Raw genomic sequence first — 17,342 nt, 5'->3', positions numbered from 1 at the left:
AATCATAAATAATTATAAGGGTTTTGCATTGTTTTCAGTTCGGTTGCTGTGTCTGGGTTTAATTTTGCTTGTGAATATTTTTGCAGTACAAGCTATAGCGCGTGATGTTATTATCGCCACGCTTTCGGACGGCCCGCAAGCCAGAGAGTTCGTTCTACTCCCCACCGTCAAGCAAGAAATCAGAACTATCGTTGGCGACGAATTTAATATTTCATTTCCCGCATCACTTGCTGTTGATGGTGACTGGACAGTAGAAGGAATTCAGTCACAACTAGATACATTATTAAATAACGAACAGGTCGATATTATTTTAACCATGGGGATTGTCGGTTCTCATCTTGCAGCGCATACCGAAAACTTAAAAAGGCCAGTTGTCTCGCCCATCGTGATTGATGTGGCATTGCAACAAATGCCTTACGACAATAATACCAGCGGTAAAAACAACTATGTCTATATGAGGTTTATGGAATCAGTATCTGACGATCTCACGCGATTTCATAGCCTGGTACAGTTTGATCATTTAGGAATAATGGTTGATGAATTGCCGGTTAAAGCAATTCCGGGCCTGACTCGCACAGTAGATCGAGCAGCGAAAGATTTTGGATTTAACATTACGTTAATTAAAGGTAAGGAAAACATTCGTGAAATGGCTGCACAAATACCTGAAAGTGTAGATGCCGTAATGGTAGCGCCATTGCTGCGAGTGAATGATGACAATATCAGAGAACTGGCTGATTATTTGATAGAGAAAAAACTACCTACCTATTCTTTTCTTGGCCAACGCGAATTAGAGCTAGGTTTAATGGCCACAGTCGCAGGTCGCGCAGATGATGAAGTGATATTTGCAAGGCGCATTGCTACCAATGTGTACCGTATTTTATTGGGTACGCCTGCATCAGAGTTAAATGTAGATTTTTATGAAAGTGATCGTCTCTCTATTAATATGAGAACAGCGCGTGCCATTGGTGTTTCACCGCGGTGGGTAGAGTTAGAAGATGCTGAGCTTTTATACGATGATGTTGTAACTAATGCCAAGGTTCTGGCCTTGTCAGAAGCGATGGCAAGATCACTAGAGGCAAATGTAGATTTGCAAGCAAGTCAGGTCAATATTGATATTTCAAATAATGATATTGATATTGCACGTTCAAGTTTATTGCCTCAATTAAATGCAAATACTTCATACGAAACAATTGATAAAGATCGGGCCAACCCTCAAAGCTTTGCTGAAAATTCCGGAGATGTTGGTGTACAGGCATCACAAACAATTTATTCAGATGATCAATGGGCAAATTTCACCATTTCCAAATACTTAAGTAGTAGTACAAATTTAGAAACAAAAATTACTATGCTTGATACCTTGCAATCTTCAGCAACTGCATATCTTAATGTATTGAGGACCATTGCGTTAGAGCAAGTGCAGAAATCAAACGTGGAATTAACTCGCGACAATTTAGAATTAGCTAAATCTAGAGTGCAGATTGGTGAATCATCTAGAGCAGATGTGCTGCGTTGGAAAAGTCAGATTGCCCGAGACCGGCAAAGTTTATTAGCGGCGGAAGCGGACCGGTTAATTTCTGAATCAGAGCTTTACCGCGTGCTGCATTTGCCTATATCTGAGCCGATAGCTACATCGGATGAATCTATACAACAAGTTCTATCTGAACTAAACCGCAGCGAAAATCGTGATTTATATGACAATCCATTAGCTTGGGAAAAGTTTATTGTCTTTCAGTCTGAAATCGCCAAAGAAAATGCTCCAGAAGTAAAACGCTTCGATTATTTAATCAAAGCGCAAAATAGACAGGTGACTGCGGATAAGCGGGCTTACTATGTGCCAGATGTGTCGCTCACCAGTTCACTAACAGAAAACGTCAGTCGAAGTGGTGCAGGCTCTGATTTAAATGGTACGGGTATTCATGATGATCAATGGAGTATCGGCGTTCAAGCAACGTTACCTATTTTCACTAGCGGTCAATTAAAGTCGCAATTGTCAAAGTCTCGAAATACTCATCGCCAATTATATTTGCAGCAGGAAGCTGAGAAAGAACGAGTTGAAACACGCATGCGTACCGCTTTGTATAATGCCGCCGCGTCACATTCATCTATTCGTCTGGCAATGGATGCCGCGGCAGCGGCTAGCGAAAACTTGGAGTTAGTGACGGATTCTTATTCAGAAGGAGCAGTATCAATTACCGATTTAATTGATGCGCAAGATGCTGCGCTCGCTGCACAGTTACAAGCGGCAGATGCAAGATACGCATTTTTAATTAATTTGGTGGATGTGCTTAGAGCGGAAAGCAATTTTGACTTATTGTTACAACAAGACGGTATAAAACTATGGCAGCAACGAGTGCGAGCAACCATGCAATGAAAAAATTTATCTTACCATTATGTGCTGCAGTAATTTTATCAGGCTGCGACAAGCAAGAAGAAGTAATCGAAATACCTCTTCGTTCTGTTAAGCATCAAGCCATTACGTATAGTTCGGATAAGTTAGTCAAAACTTTCAGTGGTGTCACTAAAGCTGAACTCGAAGCAAATTTAAGTTTTCGTGTATCAGGACGCGTTGATAAAATTCCTGTGAGTGTTGGTGATAACTTAAAGAAAGGCCAGCTGGTTGCGCGTTTAGATAACAATGATTACTCAGTCTTATATGAGCAAGCCAAAGCAGAGTTGGCTTCTGCGAAAGCGTCATTGCGCAGCGCGGAATCTGAATATAATCGTACTATCGGCCTATATGAAAAACGTAATGCATCAAAAAGCCAGTTAGATACCACGCGTGCTTCATCCGAATCTGCAAAAGCGCAAGTCAAGGCGAATACTCAACAAGTCGAAGCGGCACGCTTGCAATTAAGTTATGCAAATCTGTATTCACCGCAAGAATGTATCGTGTCATCCAAACCGGTGAAAGAAAATGAAAACGTGTCTTCTGGTCAAGTCGTAGTGAGTGTTAACTGTGGCAAGAAAGTTGAAGTGATTGTGGACGTGCCAGAATCATACATTGATCAAGTAAAAGAAGATCAAAAGGTAAATGTAGCGTTGACAGCAGTTGATAGCGTTGGTTATACGGGCCGTGTGACTGAAATCAGTAGTGGTAGCAGTGATCAAGCATCTGCGTTTCCAGTGACAATAACATTGGATGGTGAACACGAAGGTTTGCGTGCCGGGTTAGCTGCCGAAGTAGAATTTACTCAAAGCAATGGTGATGAAGAGAACTATTTTATTCTTCCTGTAACAGCCGTCGCTCATGATGAGCAAGGCGACTTCACATTTATTTTAACGCCTGGTGATAATGACAAACAAGCAATTGTCAAAAAGACCTATGTCGAAGTTAAAGAGATTGTTCAACAAGGCGTACGAGTTACTAGCGGGTTGAGTAATGGAGATAATGTCGTTACTGCCGGTATTACAGTCATACGTGATGGTATGACAGTTAAAGTAGAATAGTTAGACGAGTAACTTATTATGAATATTACCCAATTCGCGATTAGCAATAATCGGGTCACGATTATTTTAGTTGTGATACTAATTCTATTTGGCATTTCCACCTACTTTGCATTACCTAAAGCGCAAGATCCCGGTTTTATCATTCGTGCAGCCCAAATCACTACTTACTTTCCTGGTGCCAGTCCAGAACGAGTAGAGAATTTAATCACTGATAAGATTGAAAAAGCTGTTCAGGAGATGCCGGAGATTGATTTTATAACAAGTCAATCGCGTACTGGCATTTCTGTTATTACGCCAAACTACAAAGAAAGCTATAAAAACATGCGGCCGATCTTTGATGATCTTCGTCGTAAAGTGGAAGATATTGAAAGCACGCTGCCGCAAGGTATTGATGGTCCTCATGTGAATGATGACTTTGGTGATGTTTATGGAATTATTTATGGCTTAATGGGAGATGGTTTTAGTTACCGCGAACTGAAAGACATTGCCGATGAAATTAAAGACGAATTATTAAAAGTTGATGATGTCGCGAAAGTGCAACTTCAAGGCATTCAAAATGAAGTCGTGTTTGTTGAATACAATAATGCACGTTTAACCGAGTTAGGTTTGTCGCCACAGCAACTCAATGCTGATCTAGCCTCGCTCAATATAATTTCATCAGGTGGAAGCATTCGTGTTGGCCCAGAACGAGTAACACTGGAACCTTCCGGTAACTTTGAAAGCGTCGAAGACTTGAAGAAAACTGTCATACAGTTACCTAATGATGGCGGTATTGTTTATCTGGAAGATATCGCAACTGTATATAGGGATTATGAAGATCCCGCCACTCAACGTGCACGCGTAAATGGCAAACCGGCAATTATTATTTCTATTTCAATGACAGAAGGCGGCAACATTGTAGATCTTGGCGCGCGCCTGGATGATGAAATCCCATATATTGAGGCGCAATATCCTCACGGCATTGCACTGCAAAAATTATTTTACCAGCCAGATTACGTGAATAGAGACGTTGCTAAGTTTATGAGTAATTTAGGCCAGGCCGTCGCTATTATTATTGCTGTCTTATTAGTGTTTTTAGGTTTGCGCACAGGTTTATTAGTGGCCACTATGGTGCCAGTCGTTGTAGTGCTTACTTTTGTGGCGATGGGATTATTTAATATCACTATTAATCAGGTTTCTTTGGCTGCATTGATAATTGCATTGGGGTTATTAGTGGATAATGCCATTGTGGTTGCGGAAGGTGTGTTGGTCCGTTTGGAGAAGGGTGAAAATGTTGTAAGTGCTGCAATCGCTGTATGCAATGAATTAAAGTTACCGCTATTAATTTCCTCTCTAACGACTGCTGCAGCCTTTTTGCCAATCTTTTTAGCTGAGTCTACTGTTGGCGAATATACTGCAGACATTTTCAAAGTAGTTACCATTGCGTTAATGATTTCCTGGGTGCTGGCTATGACTTTCTTGCCCTTAATGACGACTTTGTTTTTAAGAGTTAAAAAAGACGGTGGCAGCAATGAAGCTAAAGAAAGTGTATTGGACAGGCGTTATGATTCTTTATTACGGCTGTCATTAAACAACCGTATTATTTTCTTGGCTTTGGTTGTAGTGTTATTTGTTGTGGCTATAAAAGGACTAGGTTTAGTGCCTAAAGTGTTTATGCCGCCAAAAACTGATTCCATTATTAATGCGCAATTTAACATGCCGCGTGGCACAGACATCGAAGAAACTGCGACTGTCGTCGCTGATATAGAACAGTACTTTCGGGATAACCATGTCGTTACACCAAAGTCTGGTGAAGCCGGTATTCATAGTTGGGTGTCATTTATTGGATTAGGCGCACCTCGTTATGTATTAACAGTAAATCCAGATCCGCGTGATGCGCGTTTAGCTCAACTCATAATTAATACTAATAGTTATTTAGATATCCCTGATGTGATCGAACAGACGCAAAATTACTTGCGAGTAAAATATCCTGATCTCGAAGTAAAAATGAAAAAACTTGAAAATGGTTCACCAATTGATTACCCCATTGAAGTGCGTGTGATGGGCAGTGATATTGGAAAACTGTATTCGATCACAAGCACCATTAAAAACAAGTTGATCGACACTCCTGGTGTAGCAGACGTTGTTGATGATTGGGGATTACAAACTAAAAAACTATTGGTCACAGTCGATCAGAGTCGTGCAAGAAGAGCAGGTGTCACGAGTGAAGACGTCGCAGTGTCATTGCAAGCTGGTTTGTCAGGTATCGAGCTGACTGAGTTCAGAGAGCAAGATGAATTAATTCCTATCACAATGCGCTCAGTATCTGCAGATAGAGAAGATATAGCTAAGCTGGACGGCATGACTATTTACTCTAAAACAAGTGGCAGTTCTGTACCATTAAAGCAAGTAGCAGACGTTACTATAGAATGGCAACCACCCATTGTTTATCGTAGAGACAGAGTTAGAACAATCACAATTGGTGTACAGTTGGTGCCGGGTATTACCGCGACAGAAATTAATAAAACCCTGTCACCATATTTATTAGAGGAATCAAATAGCTGGCCACGTGGATTTACTTATGAGGAGGGCGGTGAATCAGAAACTTCTGGTGATGCTAATGCTGCCATTGCTGCCAAACTTCCATTAGCAGGAATGTTGATTCTCTTGTTGCTGGTTGGTCAATTTAACAGTTTGCGAAAAACAACCATCATACTTACCACCATACCATTAGGCATGATAGGCGTGACAGTAGGATTAATTGTTGCAAATTCGATCTTTGGATTTATGACAATCCTTGGGGTGATATCACTGGCAGGTATAATTATTAATAATGCCATTGTGCTCATAGACCGTATTCAATTGGAGATTGAAGAAGAAGGCAAAGAAATGCATTTTGCAATCATCGATGCCGCCAAACAACGCATGCGACCAATATTAGTTACCACTGCAACCACCATCGGCGGCATGCTGCCATTATGGATTTCTCATGACCCGATGTTTGAGACCCTAGCTATTGCTGTGATCTTTGGTCTGGCCTTTGCTACCGTCATAACACTGCTATTTGTACCAGTGCTGTATTCAATTTTGTATCGAGTGAAGCACAAATATTGATTTGTTATTAAAGACTGCTTTCGGTCCAAAGCGGACCTTAAGAAATATTTCATAATCAGGAATTTTATGAAAAAGATTAGTATCCTAATAGTTACACATTTCTTATTTGCTATGTTTGGATTTGTGGTAGGTATTTATACCTTACCCATTATTACCGCTCCAAATGCTCCGACTGAAGATGAAATGATTACTGCTTCGGCGCAAGCGGAATTCACTGGACAGTTCAAGAGGGACTTAAAAGGTAGTGATTTTTTACACTGGGGAGATGGAAAAATACTTGTAGGCAGGAAATTTATTGTGCTCGAAGGGTCAATTGCCCCAGGTCCAGATTATAATTTATATTTATCACCAAAGTTTGTTGAAACAGAGTCAGAATTTAAGCAGCTTAAGTCAACCATGATTAAAGTAGATGCAGTAAGAACGTTTGAAAATTTTATTGTTGCTGTTTCCGATTCTGTAGATCCTAGCAAATTTAATACAGTCATAATTTGGTGTGAGTCTTTTGGTGAATTTATCTCTGCAGCAAAATATCAATAAATTAAACACGCATTCCAATTTATTGTATACCCGCTTTTGAGTCGAAAGGTGACTATAGAAAGTAATAGGGGAATAGACTGCTATTCACTACTTATATTTCTATGAATTAATCAAAGTCGTGGTCCGTCCCCTATTACTTTATTGAGTAATAATATGAAATTTCCAGTTCAACTTTTTTTAACTTTGCTTCTTATTATTCTTTTTGTGTCTGATGTGCAAGCTGAAGATGATTGGGGTTCGAGCTATAATCTACTTCTGAAAAAGGCAATAAACGAAGAATGGTTTATGCTTTCTCGCTCCAATCTGGCAACACGCCGCGATAATGAACAGCTTTTCCTTGGTTATACGGGTGCCAGCCTTGGGTATAATCTTAATAAGGAATGGAGCGTTCGCGCCGGATACCGGATTGCTCGCTTTCGGATTGGAGAGAGTTGGCGCACGGAAAGGCGACCTATGGTCGAAGCTTATTATGGCAACATGTATGATGGCTGGCGATTAACCAGCCGTTCGCGAATCGAGTTTCGTCAACCCGATTGGCGTGAAAATGATGTTCGCCTTCGCCAAGAATTTACAGCAACCGCACCTTTTAAGCTCACGCTTTTAGAAATGCAGCCCTTCGTAGAAAACGAAATATTTTACAGCACACGCAATGATTGGATTGAAGCTAACTGGGCCACGATCGGACTTTCTTTTTTTCCGATTGATAATACAAAGGTCAAAGCGGGCTATCGCCATAACCATATTCGTATTCAGGGGGATTTCATTACGCGTCACACTTTGGTGATTGGTGTGAATTTATTTTATTAACTGAGATTATCACCATAGGTGGTATATAGCGTATAAATTCTCACTTGTTAGTTTTCCAAAAACCAATTAGCCAGAATATATAACCTGAAAAAGCACCTATACAAATAAATGTTATAGATTTAAAAAAAAGCCACGACATTTGCCGCGGCTTTTTTTACAACATCTAGAATTTTACTTCTCTATTCAGTGGCCGCGACTTGCTTGCTAGGGTACTGCATGCCAGCCCAACCCATATACATTGACGGATTCATATAAGCCATGTAGTTAGCTGGATTCATTGTCGCAGCATACATCTTTGGATCGAACGCATGCTGGTAGGAAGTCGGGTTCATCCAGTAAGTCATAGTTTGTGGATTCATCATGACAGCGTATTGATTCATGTCCATCCATGCCATCATATTTTGTGGCTTCATGAATTCCATCCAAAACTGCGGTTGCATGAATTGCATATAAGTTGCTGGGTTAGCAAATTGCATATGCATCATATTGTGGGTTTTTGGATCAATAAACTTCATCCAAGAACTCGGGTGCGCCGCGTTAAATGATAACTTGCTTGAAGGATATGCAGGAGCAGCACCAAAACTTCCGAACCATGCATTAGGATCGAAAAAATTAGGCACAGTCGCCTGGGCATGGCTATGGGCATAAGTTTCGGCTGGTGCAGTATCATCAGCGAATGAGATAGTACTTGTGATCAGCAATACAAGGCTGATAAGCGTAAGAGTTGTTTGCTTAAGCATTTTAAGTTTCCTTTAATATAGTAAGGTTAAATAATAATTGTTTAAAATTTCTACAGAAATTATTAATTATATTAGTTATTACTTATATACTAATAAAAGGATAGTCCTCTTATCTCCTTGTAGATAAAAGGGTAATAAATAGCTAGAGCGAGAATTCATAAGCTATATAAAAGTACCGCTGGTGATAACCTCTGCTAGGAAGAGATATTCACGAATTAACTATTCTTCTTGCAGCCAATCTTTAAGCATAATTCTGTTGTCAAAATACTGGGAGTAATTATCGGCATCAGTCATAAGTGATCTACACTAGGTATTATGTCCGCTTACGGTTCAATTACAGACATTTAATCCCTGATTGTGTTTGTTATCGCTCTGTATAGTGCCTGCTCCCATGCTGAATCAATTTGATCGTAGGCGATGGGCCGTGCACTATGATGTGCGATCACAACATTTTCCTTGCGGTTAATGTAAATGCCTTGACCAAAGATACCAGTAGCTCTGAAAGCACCTTTTTCCATCAACCACCAGAAATAGCCATAACCTCTGTAACCTCTCGATGGGGCGGTCGATTTTTTCATCCATCCTGGTGGCAACACATTTGTTCCATCTGCAAGACGGCCGTCGGATAATGCAAACAAACCGATGCGGCCATAATCTCGCAACGTCGCGTTGATACAGCAGCCACCAAATTCACCACCACCATTTTCAGTAAGATTCCACGAACCATCAGACTCCATTCCAAAGGGTTGCCAAATCTTTTCCGAAAGATAGTTTGCTAGATTATTGCCAATAGCAGAACGAAGTAGTATCCCAGCAAGATTTGTCTCTGCTGTATTGTAGTTAAATCTTTCACCCGGATTGGCATTGCGCGCTTTGCGTCGTAAGAACTTGTATAGATCATCGTCTTTCCAAGAGGCTATGGCGACATCAGATTGCGGGTCAGCATAGTCTTCATTCCATTGTACGCCTGAAGTCATCTGCAAAAGATTAGCTATCGATGACTGGCTGTATGGTGAACCTTTCAAGCGCGGCAGGTAACTTGTCACTTTCTCGTGAACACTATTGATATAGCCATCCTGAATAGCTGCACCAATTAACATTGAAACCACGGACTTGGCAACAGAAAAAGAAATCCACTTGCTGTTTTCAGTGTTGCCTAAGCCATATCGCTCATAAAGAATTTTGCCGTCCTTGATAACTAGCAGGCCGGCAACACTCTGCCTTGAGAAATACTCATTGACGGTCATAGAAGCACCGTCGATTTTTACTTCAACATTGCTCAGATCGATCTTTGCATAAGGTAGTGAACGTACTGTATCTCCTGCATTGATTTTTCTAGTCCAAAATAGCTTATCGGAGTTACGGAATCCTGCAACTTGTTCTTCAGGCGTCCAGAAAAGGACATTATTAGGTGAGCCAAAGTGCTTATGGTCCTCAGTAGGATCGATGTAAGGGGCATCTGCATTGACTACAAAACTTAAGAAGAGAGTTAAGAGTAAAACTTTGCATTTAGATTTCATATCAATACAAGTCATATTCCAGCGCAATAGCAGTCATTCATCACGAATCACCTTTTTTGCTAATGGATATGCAGCTATTGCAAGTAAGCCCCACGCTAAACCCAAATATTTCATAACGGTTTCTGTCAAGGGCAGACTTAACGATATTAACAAAACAACTACAACAAACAGAATGCCAAAGCTAATTATTAATGCTCCTAATATATATTTCATATATCAACTCTAAATTTAATGTTAGCCAAATAAGGTTTTGTCGGTTATTGGTGCAAAAGAGGTCATTCACATTATTAAAAAGTCGAAGGATATAGTAAGTTGTTTTATTTGAGAAATTTTTTCCATGGCATGAACAGCATAAATTTTGCCAATGGGAATTTAAATAATATTAAATATCCAATATGTCCGGCTACAAATATAATCGCCAAATTAGCAAAAAATTCATGTACTTCCTCTAAAATTTCATTGTCATGATCATCACCATTAGCATATGCATTATCAATAATTGATACAGTGCTTAAGCCTAAGGATTCACCTTGGTCCATCAGTATCCCAGTAGAGGCAGTAAGTATTATGGATACGGCAATCCCTAGTAATAATGACCGTGTAATAGAAGGATGAGTAAACATATTTGTCAATTTAAGGCCTTCAAAATCAGGATAGAAACGCATTAATCCTAGTTGTCTATGCCCGCTTAATGCCCACAATGCTCGAAATATGATTATTAATGAGACAGCGTAACCCAAATAGTTATGAATAATTCCTACTTCACCAGTGATGTAGGCTAAAGTTGAAATGCAAGCAAGAGTGGCATGATAGGTTCGTATTTTATAAACAATGTTGCGCATAGATTGAATATGTAAGTTATTTTGATTAATAATGGGTGAAATATAGCTTAAATAACTACATAGTTACTTAAGATTGAATTGAAGCAGGGATTAATCTGTTTGTTCGCATACTCTCGCTAATATAGAAGCACTATCTAACAAGCCACTTCTCAGCTTCTGTTTGCTCATCCAGATCAAATGCTTTTATCTTGAGTCCCGGGATAATTGCACCTTCTAGCTCAGTAGCTTTTTTTACCCATTCCTTATCGACTATTACAGCTATACGATCAAATTTTTTCACAAATCTGAATAATTCAGGAATTCGTGATAGTTCAACACCAAGCGCACCTAGTGTAGGTATATTAAAGTCACTTAAGCGATATAACATTCTTCCATTCTCGATATCTTTGGAACTATTTAGTAAATCATCAAGTGCGACTTTCATATCATCACTATTGAGTTTTCCACTAAATTCTATATCAATTCGATTGAGACCATTTTTAGTTACTTTAAACATTCGCTTAAACTTTCCTCAGCGCGTATGAAAACATCAAATTCTCAGGTTAAATTAAGTATATTGCATCTATCAATTAATTTATTGATCTAAAGCAATAGTTTTATTTTTTTCTAGCTAATATAAATACAGGGTCTGTTTTAAAAACTGGCTTAATGTCTGCTAGGGTTGGAACCAGTCTTTCATAGTCGAAACGAAAAATCATGATTGCTTTGGTCTAAAAAGTAATCCTTCTTCTGATTGAATTTTATTTGATCTGTATCAGTATACGTTTGATTAGCTGTGAATATACTGGGACAAAAGTCGTTTTTTAGTAGGTGAAATTATGGAAACAAAAATGGTTGATGTTTTAATTCACATAGATCCTGAAACTAATCATGAGCAGCGTGAATTTTTACGTGATTTGCTTTTAGAGCATGATGGTGTAGATGCAGCGGCATATCATGATGAGAAACCTCATTTAATGATGATCGAGTATGATCCTGATGAAGTTACATCTAAGCAGTTACTTGATGTGGTCACCAAGCAAAATGTTCACGCAGAGTTGGTTGGCTTGTGAAATACATTTAGCAAACTATAATTATTGAAAAAAATTGTTCATAACTCATTGTTATATCCGCCAAAAAATGAGCAATAATAATCTACAAAATACTTTTCCATACTTAGAATTTTCTAGACCAACTAACACCCATTTCAAATTGTTGCATTTCTAGTTCAATCGTCTGAGTAGGATCAAACGCATTAGCACCTTCTACTGATTCTTTAAGTGCATGCATAAGTAAAAAGCTGATCTCACTTTTATCATCAAGTACGCGTGTATATCCTGCAGATATATGATCTTCTATTACGCCAGGAGCAAGAATATTAAATAACACTTGATCGCTGGCAATAGGCTGATCAGAATGACTGTAACCTAGTCTGAATATATTTTGCTTTGACTGCTCCCACTGCAAACCAAATTTCAAGATATTAATATCCCTCCAGCCAAAGCCACCTCCATTATCTCCACCTAGACAGTTTTCAACATTCGTTGGACTGCATGAAAATAAATTTTGAATATCATTACTGACTGCGTCTACGTCCTCATACCAGATGCGTTGAAAATCAAATAATAGGGTGAGGTTACTGGTAGGGTGATAAGCAAAGCCAGCCCAAAATGTTGGCGGGACATCAAAGTCTCCATCTTCAGCAAACAAATCTGAATATTCATCGAATTCATCCATGTATATCTTAGTGCGGTATGAAATTCCAAAATCTACTACGTCAGCAATATTTTTTATTAATGCACCGACTTGAACTCCACCACCAAATGAATAGTCTTGACCATTGCTTGTTAAATTATCTGCAGGAGTACCACTTTCGACGAATGTTTTTGTAAAGCCACCAAAATTTTCCAGACCATTGGCTCTGAATCCTTGCACAACAAAAAGCGGGCTGATTCCTACAGACACATTTTCACTAAATTTATGCGCAATGGATAAATTCAAGAAGATTTGAAATAAATCAACGCCTGCTGTACCGGCTCCAAACGTTCCTGGAACATTTGGCATAGCTGCAAATGCCGCTGTACCTCCATCATAGGTAGTATTCAAACCACCATTCCCATAAAGCGACAAACCAATAGCGGTGCGATCCGAAATTTCTTTGTTAATACCAAAACTAGGAATTAGAAACCAATTATCACCACTAGTTTCAGAATTAGGCCCAACAGTAAATGCTCCACCTCCTCCATTAGCAATACTACTCGAGGATGAATAATCGCGATCTGGAACAAATATTGTAGCTCCGACATCAAAACGATTCCCTACAAATGCCATGCCTGCGGGATTTGTTGCGCCGGCCAGGGCATCTTGTGGCAACGCTACTCCTGCACCTGCCATTGCTTTGTTCTTAATACCCGTTCCGTGTGAAAAATAGCCATTAGTGGCAAAAGATGGAGTTAAAAAGAAAAGACAAAATGCAAGCAATGCAATACAGTGGGTAGTGTGTTTCAAGGCAGCTTCTCCTTATGGGATTGTGTTCCCATATTCAATTAGGAATATATTTCATTTGGAGTTATATCAGAATGCACTAAATTAGTACAATCTAAATTAGCTGTGTCTAATATATTATTAATTTAGAATTTTATAATTTAATTATGGATACACAAAAAAATAAGGAAAATCTTTATGAGGAGATGTTTGAGCAGCGAGAAGAGCTAGCTCAACTGCTTAGACTCATTGCACATGAGTCTAGGTTAATGATTTTATGTTTATTAGAAAAAAAAGAGATGCCTGTTGGTGAGATAAATGAGCAAATTAGCCTGAGTCAATCTGCACTGTCTCAACACCTTGCAATATTACGGAAGAACAACTTGGTATCTACTCGCAGAAAATCGCAAACAATTTACTATAAGCTTTCCGACAAAAACTTATCAGAAATAATCCATACTCTTCGTAATTTATATTGCAAATAAAATAACTTTGTATATACAAAGTCAGCTGATTTTGAATGTGCGCTAAAGGTCTGATCAACTCATTAAAAGATAAATTATAAATTCATATTTTCTTTCGGCGCAAAAGCGGTCATTTAACGCTGCCATAAAAGGCTAGCAGCTTATTTCGAGTCCAGCTCACATAGTGCGTGATTTTCATGGCCTTTTTATACATTTTGCGTAACACTTCTTATGTTAAAACCTTCATGTTCCTCAGGGGCAACGAAGTACTTTGTTACAGCTTCAAAGATTTCAACTGTATCAGTAGCTGCCCTTTCAGGCTGTTCTGCCCTTCTCTTGGTAATTCGTTCTAAGCAGACTGTATTTGGTACATCTATATATACTATTGTATGAGCTGCATCTATTTCAGAGAAAATGCCCTTGAACCATTCTCTTTGTGTGATTGTATTTGCAGGGAAGTCCATGACCACATCTGTTCCGGTTTTCAATATAGATTGAACTAGCTTTTTAATTTGAGGCTTAATTAAACTTGAGTAATTAATATAGTCGTCCAATGATCGTACTTTATTGGGGTACAGTGACTCCAGCCATTCATCCTCTGAAAGTAATACAGCATTTTTTACTTGAGCAATCACCATCGATTCTGTGGATTTTCCTGCACCCATTTTTCCGCAAAAAAATATTAACTCCCCTGTTTTCATCTTCGGTCTCTTTTTTATGTATAACGCCTTAAGTAGAGGACTCGCTTGTGTCGTTCTGCTGGCTTAATTTGATATGGCTTTTTATGCATAAAAAATAAGCCCATGCGATTAAGATAAGTTGCAAAGGCAAACGGATTAGTAAATAAATAGGCCCCCATAGGTGTCCACCGAGGCCTGTAGCATTTAGAGCAGCATAGATATTAGCTGAAAAGAATACTACGAATACAACAATTGCCATTTTAGCTGCATTGATCTGAAACTTTGGTATAAATAGAGCGATACCAATAAAAACTTCTATAACCCCGGTTAAATAAATTATGAAAAGCCTATAAGGCAATAAGGGTGGTAGCATTTCAATCATCCCATCTGTTTTTACAAAATGACCTACCGAGAAAAATACAAATGCTATACCTAATCCCCAACACGCATATTTTTTAATATTTAATCTAGTCTTAGTAAGTTTCGTAATTATGAAAGCTATAAAAAGTGGTGATGTTAGTAAAATCAGGATGATTATTGGTGTCGTCATAATTTAATCAGAAAAATATAATGTCCGCTTTTGGGCCGTTAGTTGATGTTAATTGGTAAGCGCCTAGCCAATAATCTCGTAACGCAGCCGAAGTGCATTTTCACTAATGGATTTAGACTCTATAAGTTTTAACTTAGGGGCATCGATTGCATCGCCAAACATAGGTACACCCTCACCAAACGCAACCGGATGTAAATCTATCACGATTTCATCAACCAAACCTTCACGCATAAACGCATGTGCGACTGCACGGCCTCCTCCAATAATTGCTTCATCAACTTTTGCTTCTTCCAGAATTTTTAAGGCTTCTATTGGAGATTTAGCTTGCTGCCAATCAGTACCTGACAAATCTAGATCTTTAGAGGAAAGTACAATTTTATATTGCGGATGTAACGCTGCACCCATTTCCGGGTTATTTACCTGCTCAAAAGAACTGCGACCCGCAATCACATTACCTGTGTCATTGACCAGTGAACACCAATCTTCCCAAGCACCTTGAGGAAACATTGGAATACCTTGCTTGTCAGCAATCATTCCATCAATTGAAACGGATAGAAAAAGAGTTGTTTTCATATAGTTCTCCTAAAGATAAACGTTATAAATTTAAGTTTATAAATTATTTTTCTTGCAATATTATTAATGATATTTTAAAAAGCGGCATCGCAACATAAGAAATGATCGGCACGATGATCGTGAGTGAAATTACAGTCACGAAAAAATGGTTATCTGTGAAATTGTGAGTTATCCATGGCGGAATGTAATAAACCAATGGTAATAATATTATGAACGTAAAAATTGCCATTGCATGTTGGTTAGTTGGTCTCATTATATTTTATCCTGCGTTAATAACGATTAACTGCACATCTTCACTTGCTTTAAACGTTAGCGAGCTACCTCGAATTAAATCACCATCTTGTACTTGTTCATTATTTGCCGTTCCTTTTCCTCGTGTGATGTACAATACAAATGCACCATCCACTTTTATTTGTTGGCCGTTACTCAGCAAGCCAACATCAATTTTTGTCTTTGATGCAAAATCACTGCCACTATTTTTTTCACCACCGTAGATGCGCGTAAGTTCTCCAGCAGCTGGTTGATAAACTTTATAGCCAGCAGGTTGGCCAGCAACTTCAGGCAATGCCCACAGTTGTATTAGCCGATTCCAACTATTATCTGGATTAATTTCATTATGTGAGAAACCTTCTCCGCCTGCGCGTTGCACTTGCACATCGTTACGAGACAAGTCTTTTCCGTGCTCCAAAGAACCTTCATGCTTAATATTTCCGTCAACCATTAAAGAGATGACATCTATTTCATGATGGCTGTGCATATGCGTTTCACCATGTGGCATGAAACGAGCATCAGCAAGATAAACAAAACTTTCCAAGCCTGGCCAGCTACCGTCTTCGTTTCCCTGTGTGCCAAAAATTCCTGGGTCCTTGATCAGACGATGCTCTTTTAACCCTGCGAATCCTCCTTCGTGCAAACTGTCTCTTTTTAAAATTTCCATAACATTCTCCAAAAATTTTTAAGCAACTTGCTTGGTTGCTGAATGAGAGGCCTCAAACAAACTATTCACAGCAGTAAGTAGTTGACTATTAATTTCATTATTCGTGATTCGACCCTGTTCCATATCAAAATTGTCATAGAAACTGGGTACGGCAAGGCTGGCTTTTACCACACCATCAAAGTGTGAGGCGGATGTTGTTGCAGCGGTTAAAACATTGTTGCCGCCACCTCGGCCAGGTGAAGTTGCGAGTAAAACCATTGGCTTGTTTTGAAATACTTTTGGATTGATGCGAGATGCCCAGTCAAAGATATTTTTATAAGCCACGGAATATGAACCATTGTGTTCGGCAAAAGAGATCATCACGACATCACTGTTTCCAATCTTGTCTAGAAATTTCTTTGCCAATTCGGGCTGACCGAGTTGTTCTTCTCTGTCTTCACTGAATAAAGGCAACTCATAATCATTGATGTCGAGAATCTCGGTTTTTGCATCTTGATCATTTTTGGCAAGCAGACTGGCAGCGTATTGAACCAGATGGTTATTGATGGACTTTGTGCTACTGGTTGCTGCGAATGCGAGTATCTTCATGTTGCTGTCTCCGAATTCTTGGCTTGTTTTAGCCAGTACATCTGGCTCATGCCGGTTAAATTGATCACTTGAAAAAATGATATATTGTTCACATATGTGGA

18 protein-coding genes are annotated in these 17,342 nt (G+C 39.0%); 7 read left to right on the top strand and 11 right to left on the bottom strand.

Annotation, left to right across the window (positions count from 1 at the left end):
* The first annotated feature begins 70 nt into the window (after positions 1–70).
* The 5 genes from R8G33_07700 to R8G33_07680 all read left to right on the top strand — a co-directional run bounded on the left by R8G33_07700 (position 71) and on the right by R8G33_07680 (position 7,884).
* A complete protein-coding gene (locus R8G33_07700) occupies positions 71–2,371 on the top strand; it encodes a TolC family protein (protein ID MDW3095539.1) in 2,301 nt (766 codons plus the stop codon).
* Positions 2,338–3,447, top strand: a complete 1,110-nt coding sequence (locus tag R8G33_07695; GenBank protein ID MDW3095538.1) for an efflux RND transporter periplasmic adaptor subunit — start codon at positions 2,338–2,340, stop codon at positions 3,445–3,447. Before R8G33_07700 ends, R8G33_07695 begins: the two co-directional genes overlap by 34 nt.
* A gap of 18 nt (positions 3,448–3,465) precedes the next feature.
* Positions 3,466–6,540, top strand: a complete 3,075-nt coding sequence (locus R8G33_07690; protein MDW3095537.1) for an efflux RND transporter permease subunit — start codon at positions 3,466–3,468, stop codon at positions 6,538–6,540.
* 66 nt (positions 6,541–6,606) lie between these two features.
* The gene (locus R8G33_07685) at positions 6,607–7,077 is read left to right on the top strand and encodes a DM13 domain-containing protein (GenBank protein ID MDW3095536.1); all 471 of its coding nucleotides are present in this window, start codon (positions 6,607–6,609) and stop codon (positions 7,075–7,077) included.
* Between the two features lie 153 nt (positions 7,078–7,230).
* Entirely contained in the window at positions 7,231–7,884 is a 654-nt protein-coding gene (locus R8G33_07680) for a DUF2490 domain-containing protein (GenBank protein ID MDW3095535.1), read from the top strand.
* 179 nt (positions 7,885–8,063) lie between these two features.
* Here R8G33_07680 and R8G33_07675 read toward each other — a convergent pair whose 3' ends face one another.
* From R8G33_07675 to R8G33_07655, 5 genes are all read right to left on the bottom strand, one after another.
* The gene (locus tag R8G33_07675; GenBank protein ID MDW3095534.1) at positions 8,064–8,624 is read right to left on the bottom strand and encodes a hypothetical protein; all 561 of its coding nucleotides are present in this window, start codon (positions 8,622–8,624) and stop codon (positions 8,064–8,066) included.
* 344 nt (positions 8,625–8,968) lie between these two features.
* Positions 8,969–10,144, bottom strand: a complete 1,176-nt coding sequence (locus R8G33_07670) for a serine hydrolase (protein ID MDW3095533.1) — start codon at positions 10,142–10,144, stop codon at positions 8,969–8,971.
* Between the two features lie 33 nt (positions 10,145–10,177).
* Complete coding sequence (locus R8G33_07665; GenBank protein ID MDW3095532.1) at positions 10,178–10,357, bottom strand: hypothetical protein; 180 nt, start codon at positions 10,355–10,357, stop codon at positions 10,178–10,180.
* 104 nt (positions 10,358–10,461) lie between these two features.
* A complete protein-coding gene (locus R8G33_07660; GenBank protein ID MDW3095531.1) occupies positions 10,462–10,986 on the bottom strand; it encodes a cytochrome b/b6 domain-containing protein in 525 nt (174 codons plus the stop codon).
* A 130-nt stretch (positions 10,987–11,116) separates the two neighbouring features.
* Entirely contained in the window at positions 11,117–11,482 is a 366-nt protein-coding gene (locus tag R8G33_07655) for an STAS/SEC14 domain-containing protein (GenBank protein ID MDW3095530.1), read from the bottom strand.
* 322 nt (positions 11,483–11,804) lie between these two features.
* On the opposite strand from R8G33_07655, the gene R8G33_07650 reads away from it, so the two are divergent.
* On the top strand, positions 11,805–12,038 hold the full coding sequence (locus tag R8G33_07650) for an ATP-binding protein (protein MDW3095529.1): 234 nt from the start codon (positions 11,805–11,807) through the stop codon (positions 12,036–12,038).
* A 103-nt stretch (positions 12,039–12,141) separates the two neighbouring features.
* Here the strand turns inward: R8G33_07650 and R8G33_07645 are convergent, their stop codons facing one another.
* Positions 12,142–13,473 carry an outer membrane protein transport protein gene (locus R8G33_07645; protein ID MDW3095528.1) on the bottom strand — a complete coding sequence of 444 codons (1,332 nt, stop codon included), beginning with the start codon at positions 13,471–13,473 and terminating at the stop codon, positions 12,142–12,144.
* Between the two features lie 143 nt (positions 13,474–13,616).
* On the opposite strand from R8G33_07645, the gene R8G33_07640 reads away from it, so the two are divergent.
* The gene (locus R8G33_07640; GenBank protein ID MDW3095527.1) at positions 13,617–13,934 is read left to right on the top strand and encodes a metalloregulator ArsR/SmtB family transcription factor; all 318 of its coding nucleotides are present in this window, start codon (positions 13,617–13,619) and stop codon (positions 13,932–13,934) included.
* 185 nt (positions 13,935–14,119) lie between these two features.
* Here R8G33_07640 and R8G33_07635 read toward each other — a convergent pair whose 3' ends face one another.
* The 5 genes from R8G33_07635 to R8G33_07615 all read right to left on the bottom strand — a co-directional run bounded on the left by R8G33_07635 (position 14,120) and on the right by R8G33_07615 (position 17,241).
* On the bottom strand, positions 14,120–14,614 hold the full coding sequence (locus R8G33_07635; protein MDW3095526.1) for an ATP-binding protein: 495 nt from the start codon (positions 14,612–14,614) through the stop codon (positions 14,120–14,122).
* 28 nt (positions 14,615–14,642) lie between these two features.
* Positions 14,643–15,143 carry a hypothetical protein gene (locus R8G33_07630; GenBank protein ID MDW3095525.1) on the bottom strand — a complete coding sequence of 167 codons (501 nt, stop codon included), beginning with the start codon at positions 15,141–15,143 and terminating at the stop codon, positions 14,643–14,645.
* A gap of 63 nt (positions 15,144–15,206) precedes the next feature.
* On the bottom strand, positions 15,207–15,716 hold the full coding sequence (locus tag R8G33_07625; GenBank protein ID MDW3095524.1) for a dihydrofolate reductase family protein: 510 nt from the start codon (positions 15,714–15,716) through the stop codon (positions 15,207–15,209).
* Between the two features lie 259 nt (positions 15,717–15,975).
* Positions 15,976–16,653 (bottom strand): pirin family protein, encoded by a 678-nt coding sequence (locus R8G33_07620; protein MDW3095523.1) that lies wholly within the window; start codon positions 16,651–16,653, stop codon positions 15,976–15,978.
* 18 nt (positions 16,654–16,671) lie between these two features.
* Positions 16,672–17,241, bottom strand: a complete 570-nt coding sequence (locus tag R8G33_07615) for an NAD(P)H-dependent oxidoreductase (GenBank protein ID MDW3095522.1) — start codon at positions 17,239–17,241, stop codon at positions 16,672–16,674.
* Positions 17,242–17,342 lie beyond the last annotated feature (101 nt).

This window comes from Gammaproteobacteria bacterium (genome assembly GCA_033344735.1).
Taxonomy (GTDB): Bacteria; Pseudomonadota; Gammaproteobacteria; order UBA4575; family UBA4575; genus UBA1858.
Note: the sequence above shows the minus strand (reverse complement) of the source record. Positions and strands in the feature narration are given on the sequence as shown.

Bases quoted from the DNA above. Each gene is read 5' to 3' on its own strand.
- R8G33_07695 (MDW3095538.1), top strand. From the start codon at position 2,338: ATGGCAGCAACGAGTGCGAGCAACCATGCAATGAAAAAATTTATCTTA.
- R8G33_07690 (MDW3095537.1), top strand. From the start codon at position 3,466: ATGAATATTACCCAATTCGCGATTAGCAATAATCGGGTCACGATTATT.
- R8G33_07685 (MDW3095536.1), top strand. From the start codon at position 6,607: ATGAAAAAGATTAGTATCCTAATAGTTACACATTTCTTATTTGCTATG.
- R8G33_07680 (MDW3095535.1), top strand. From the start codon at position 7,231: ATGAAATTTCCAGTTCAACTTTTTTTAACTTTGCTTCTTATTATTCTT.
- R8G33_07675 (MDW3095534.1), bottom strand. From the start codon at position 8,624: ATGCTTAAGCAAACAACTCTTACGCTTATCAGCCTTGTATTGCTGATC.
- R8G33_07670 (MDW3095533.1), bottom strand. From the start codon at position 10,144: ATGAAATCTAAATGCAAAGTTTTACTCTTAACTCTCTTCTTAAGTTTT.
- R8G33_07665 (MDW3095532.1), bottom strand. From the start codon at position 10,357: ATGAAATATATATTAGGAGCATTAATAATTAGCTTTGGCATTCTGTTT.
- R8G33_07660 (MDW3095531.1), bottom strand. From the start codon at position 10,986: ATGCGCAACATTGTTTATAAAATACGAACCTATCATGCCACTCTTGCT.
- R8G33_07655 (MDW3095530.1), bottom strand. From the start codon at position 11,482: ATGTTTAAAGTAACTAAAAATGGTCTCAATCGAATTGATATAGAATTT.
- R8G33_07650 (MDW3095529.1), top strand. From the start codon at position 11,805: ATGGAAACAAAAATGGTTGATGTTTTAATTCACATAGATCCTGAAACT.
- R8G33_07640 (MDW3095527.1), top strand. From the start codon at position 13,617: ATGGATACACAAAAAAATAAGGAAAATCTTTATGAGGAGATGTTTGAG.
- R8G33_07635 (MDW3095526.1), bottom strand. From the start codon at position 14,614: ATGAAAACAGGGGAGTTAATATTTTTTTGCGGAAAAATGGGTGCAGGA.
- R8G33_07630 (MDW3095525.1), bottom strand. From the start codon at position 15,143: ATGACGACACCAATAATCATCCTGATTTTACTAACATCACCACTTTTT.
- R8G33_07625 (MDW3095524.1), bottom strand. From the start codon at position 15,716: ATGAAAACAACTCTTTTTCTATCCGTTTCAATTGATGGAATGATTGCT.
- R8G33_07620 (MDW3095523.1), bottom strand. From the start codon at position 16,653: ATGGAAATTTTAAAAAGAGACAGTTTGCACGAAGGAGGATTCGCAGGG.
- R8G33_07615 (MDW3095522.1), bottom strand. From the start codon at position 17,241: ATGAAGATACTCGCATTCGCAGCAACCAGTAGCACAAAGTCCATCAAT.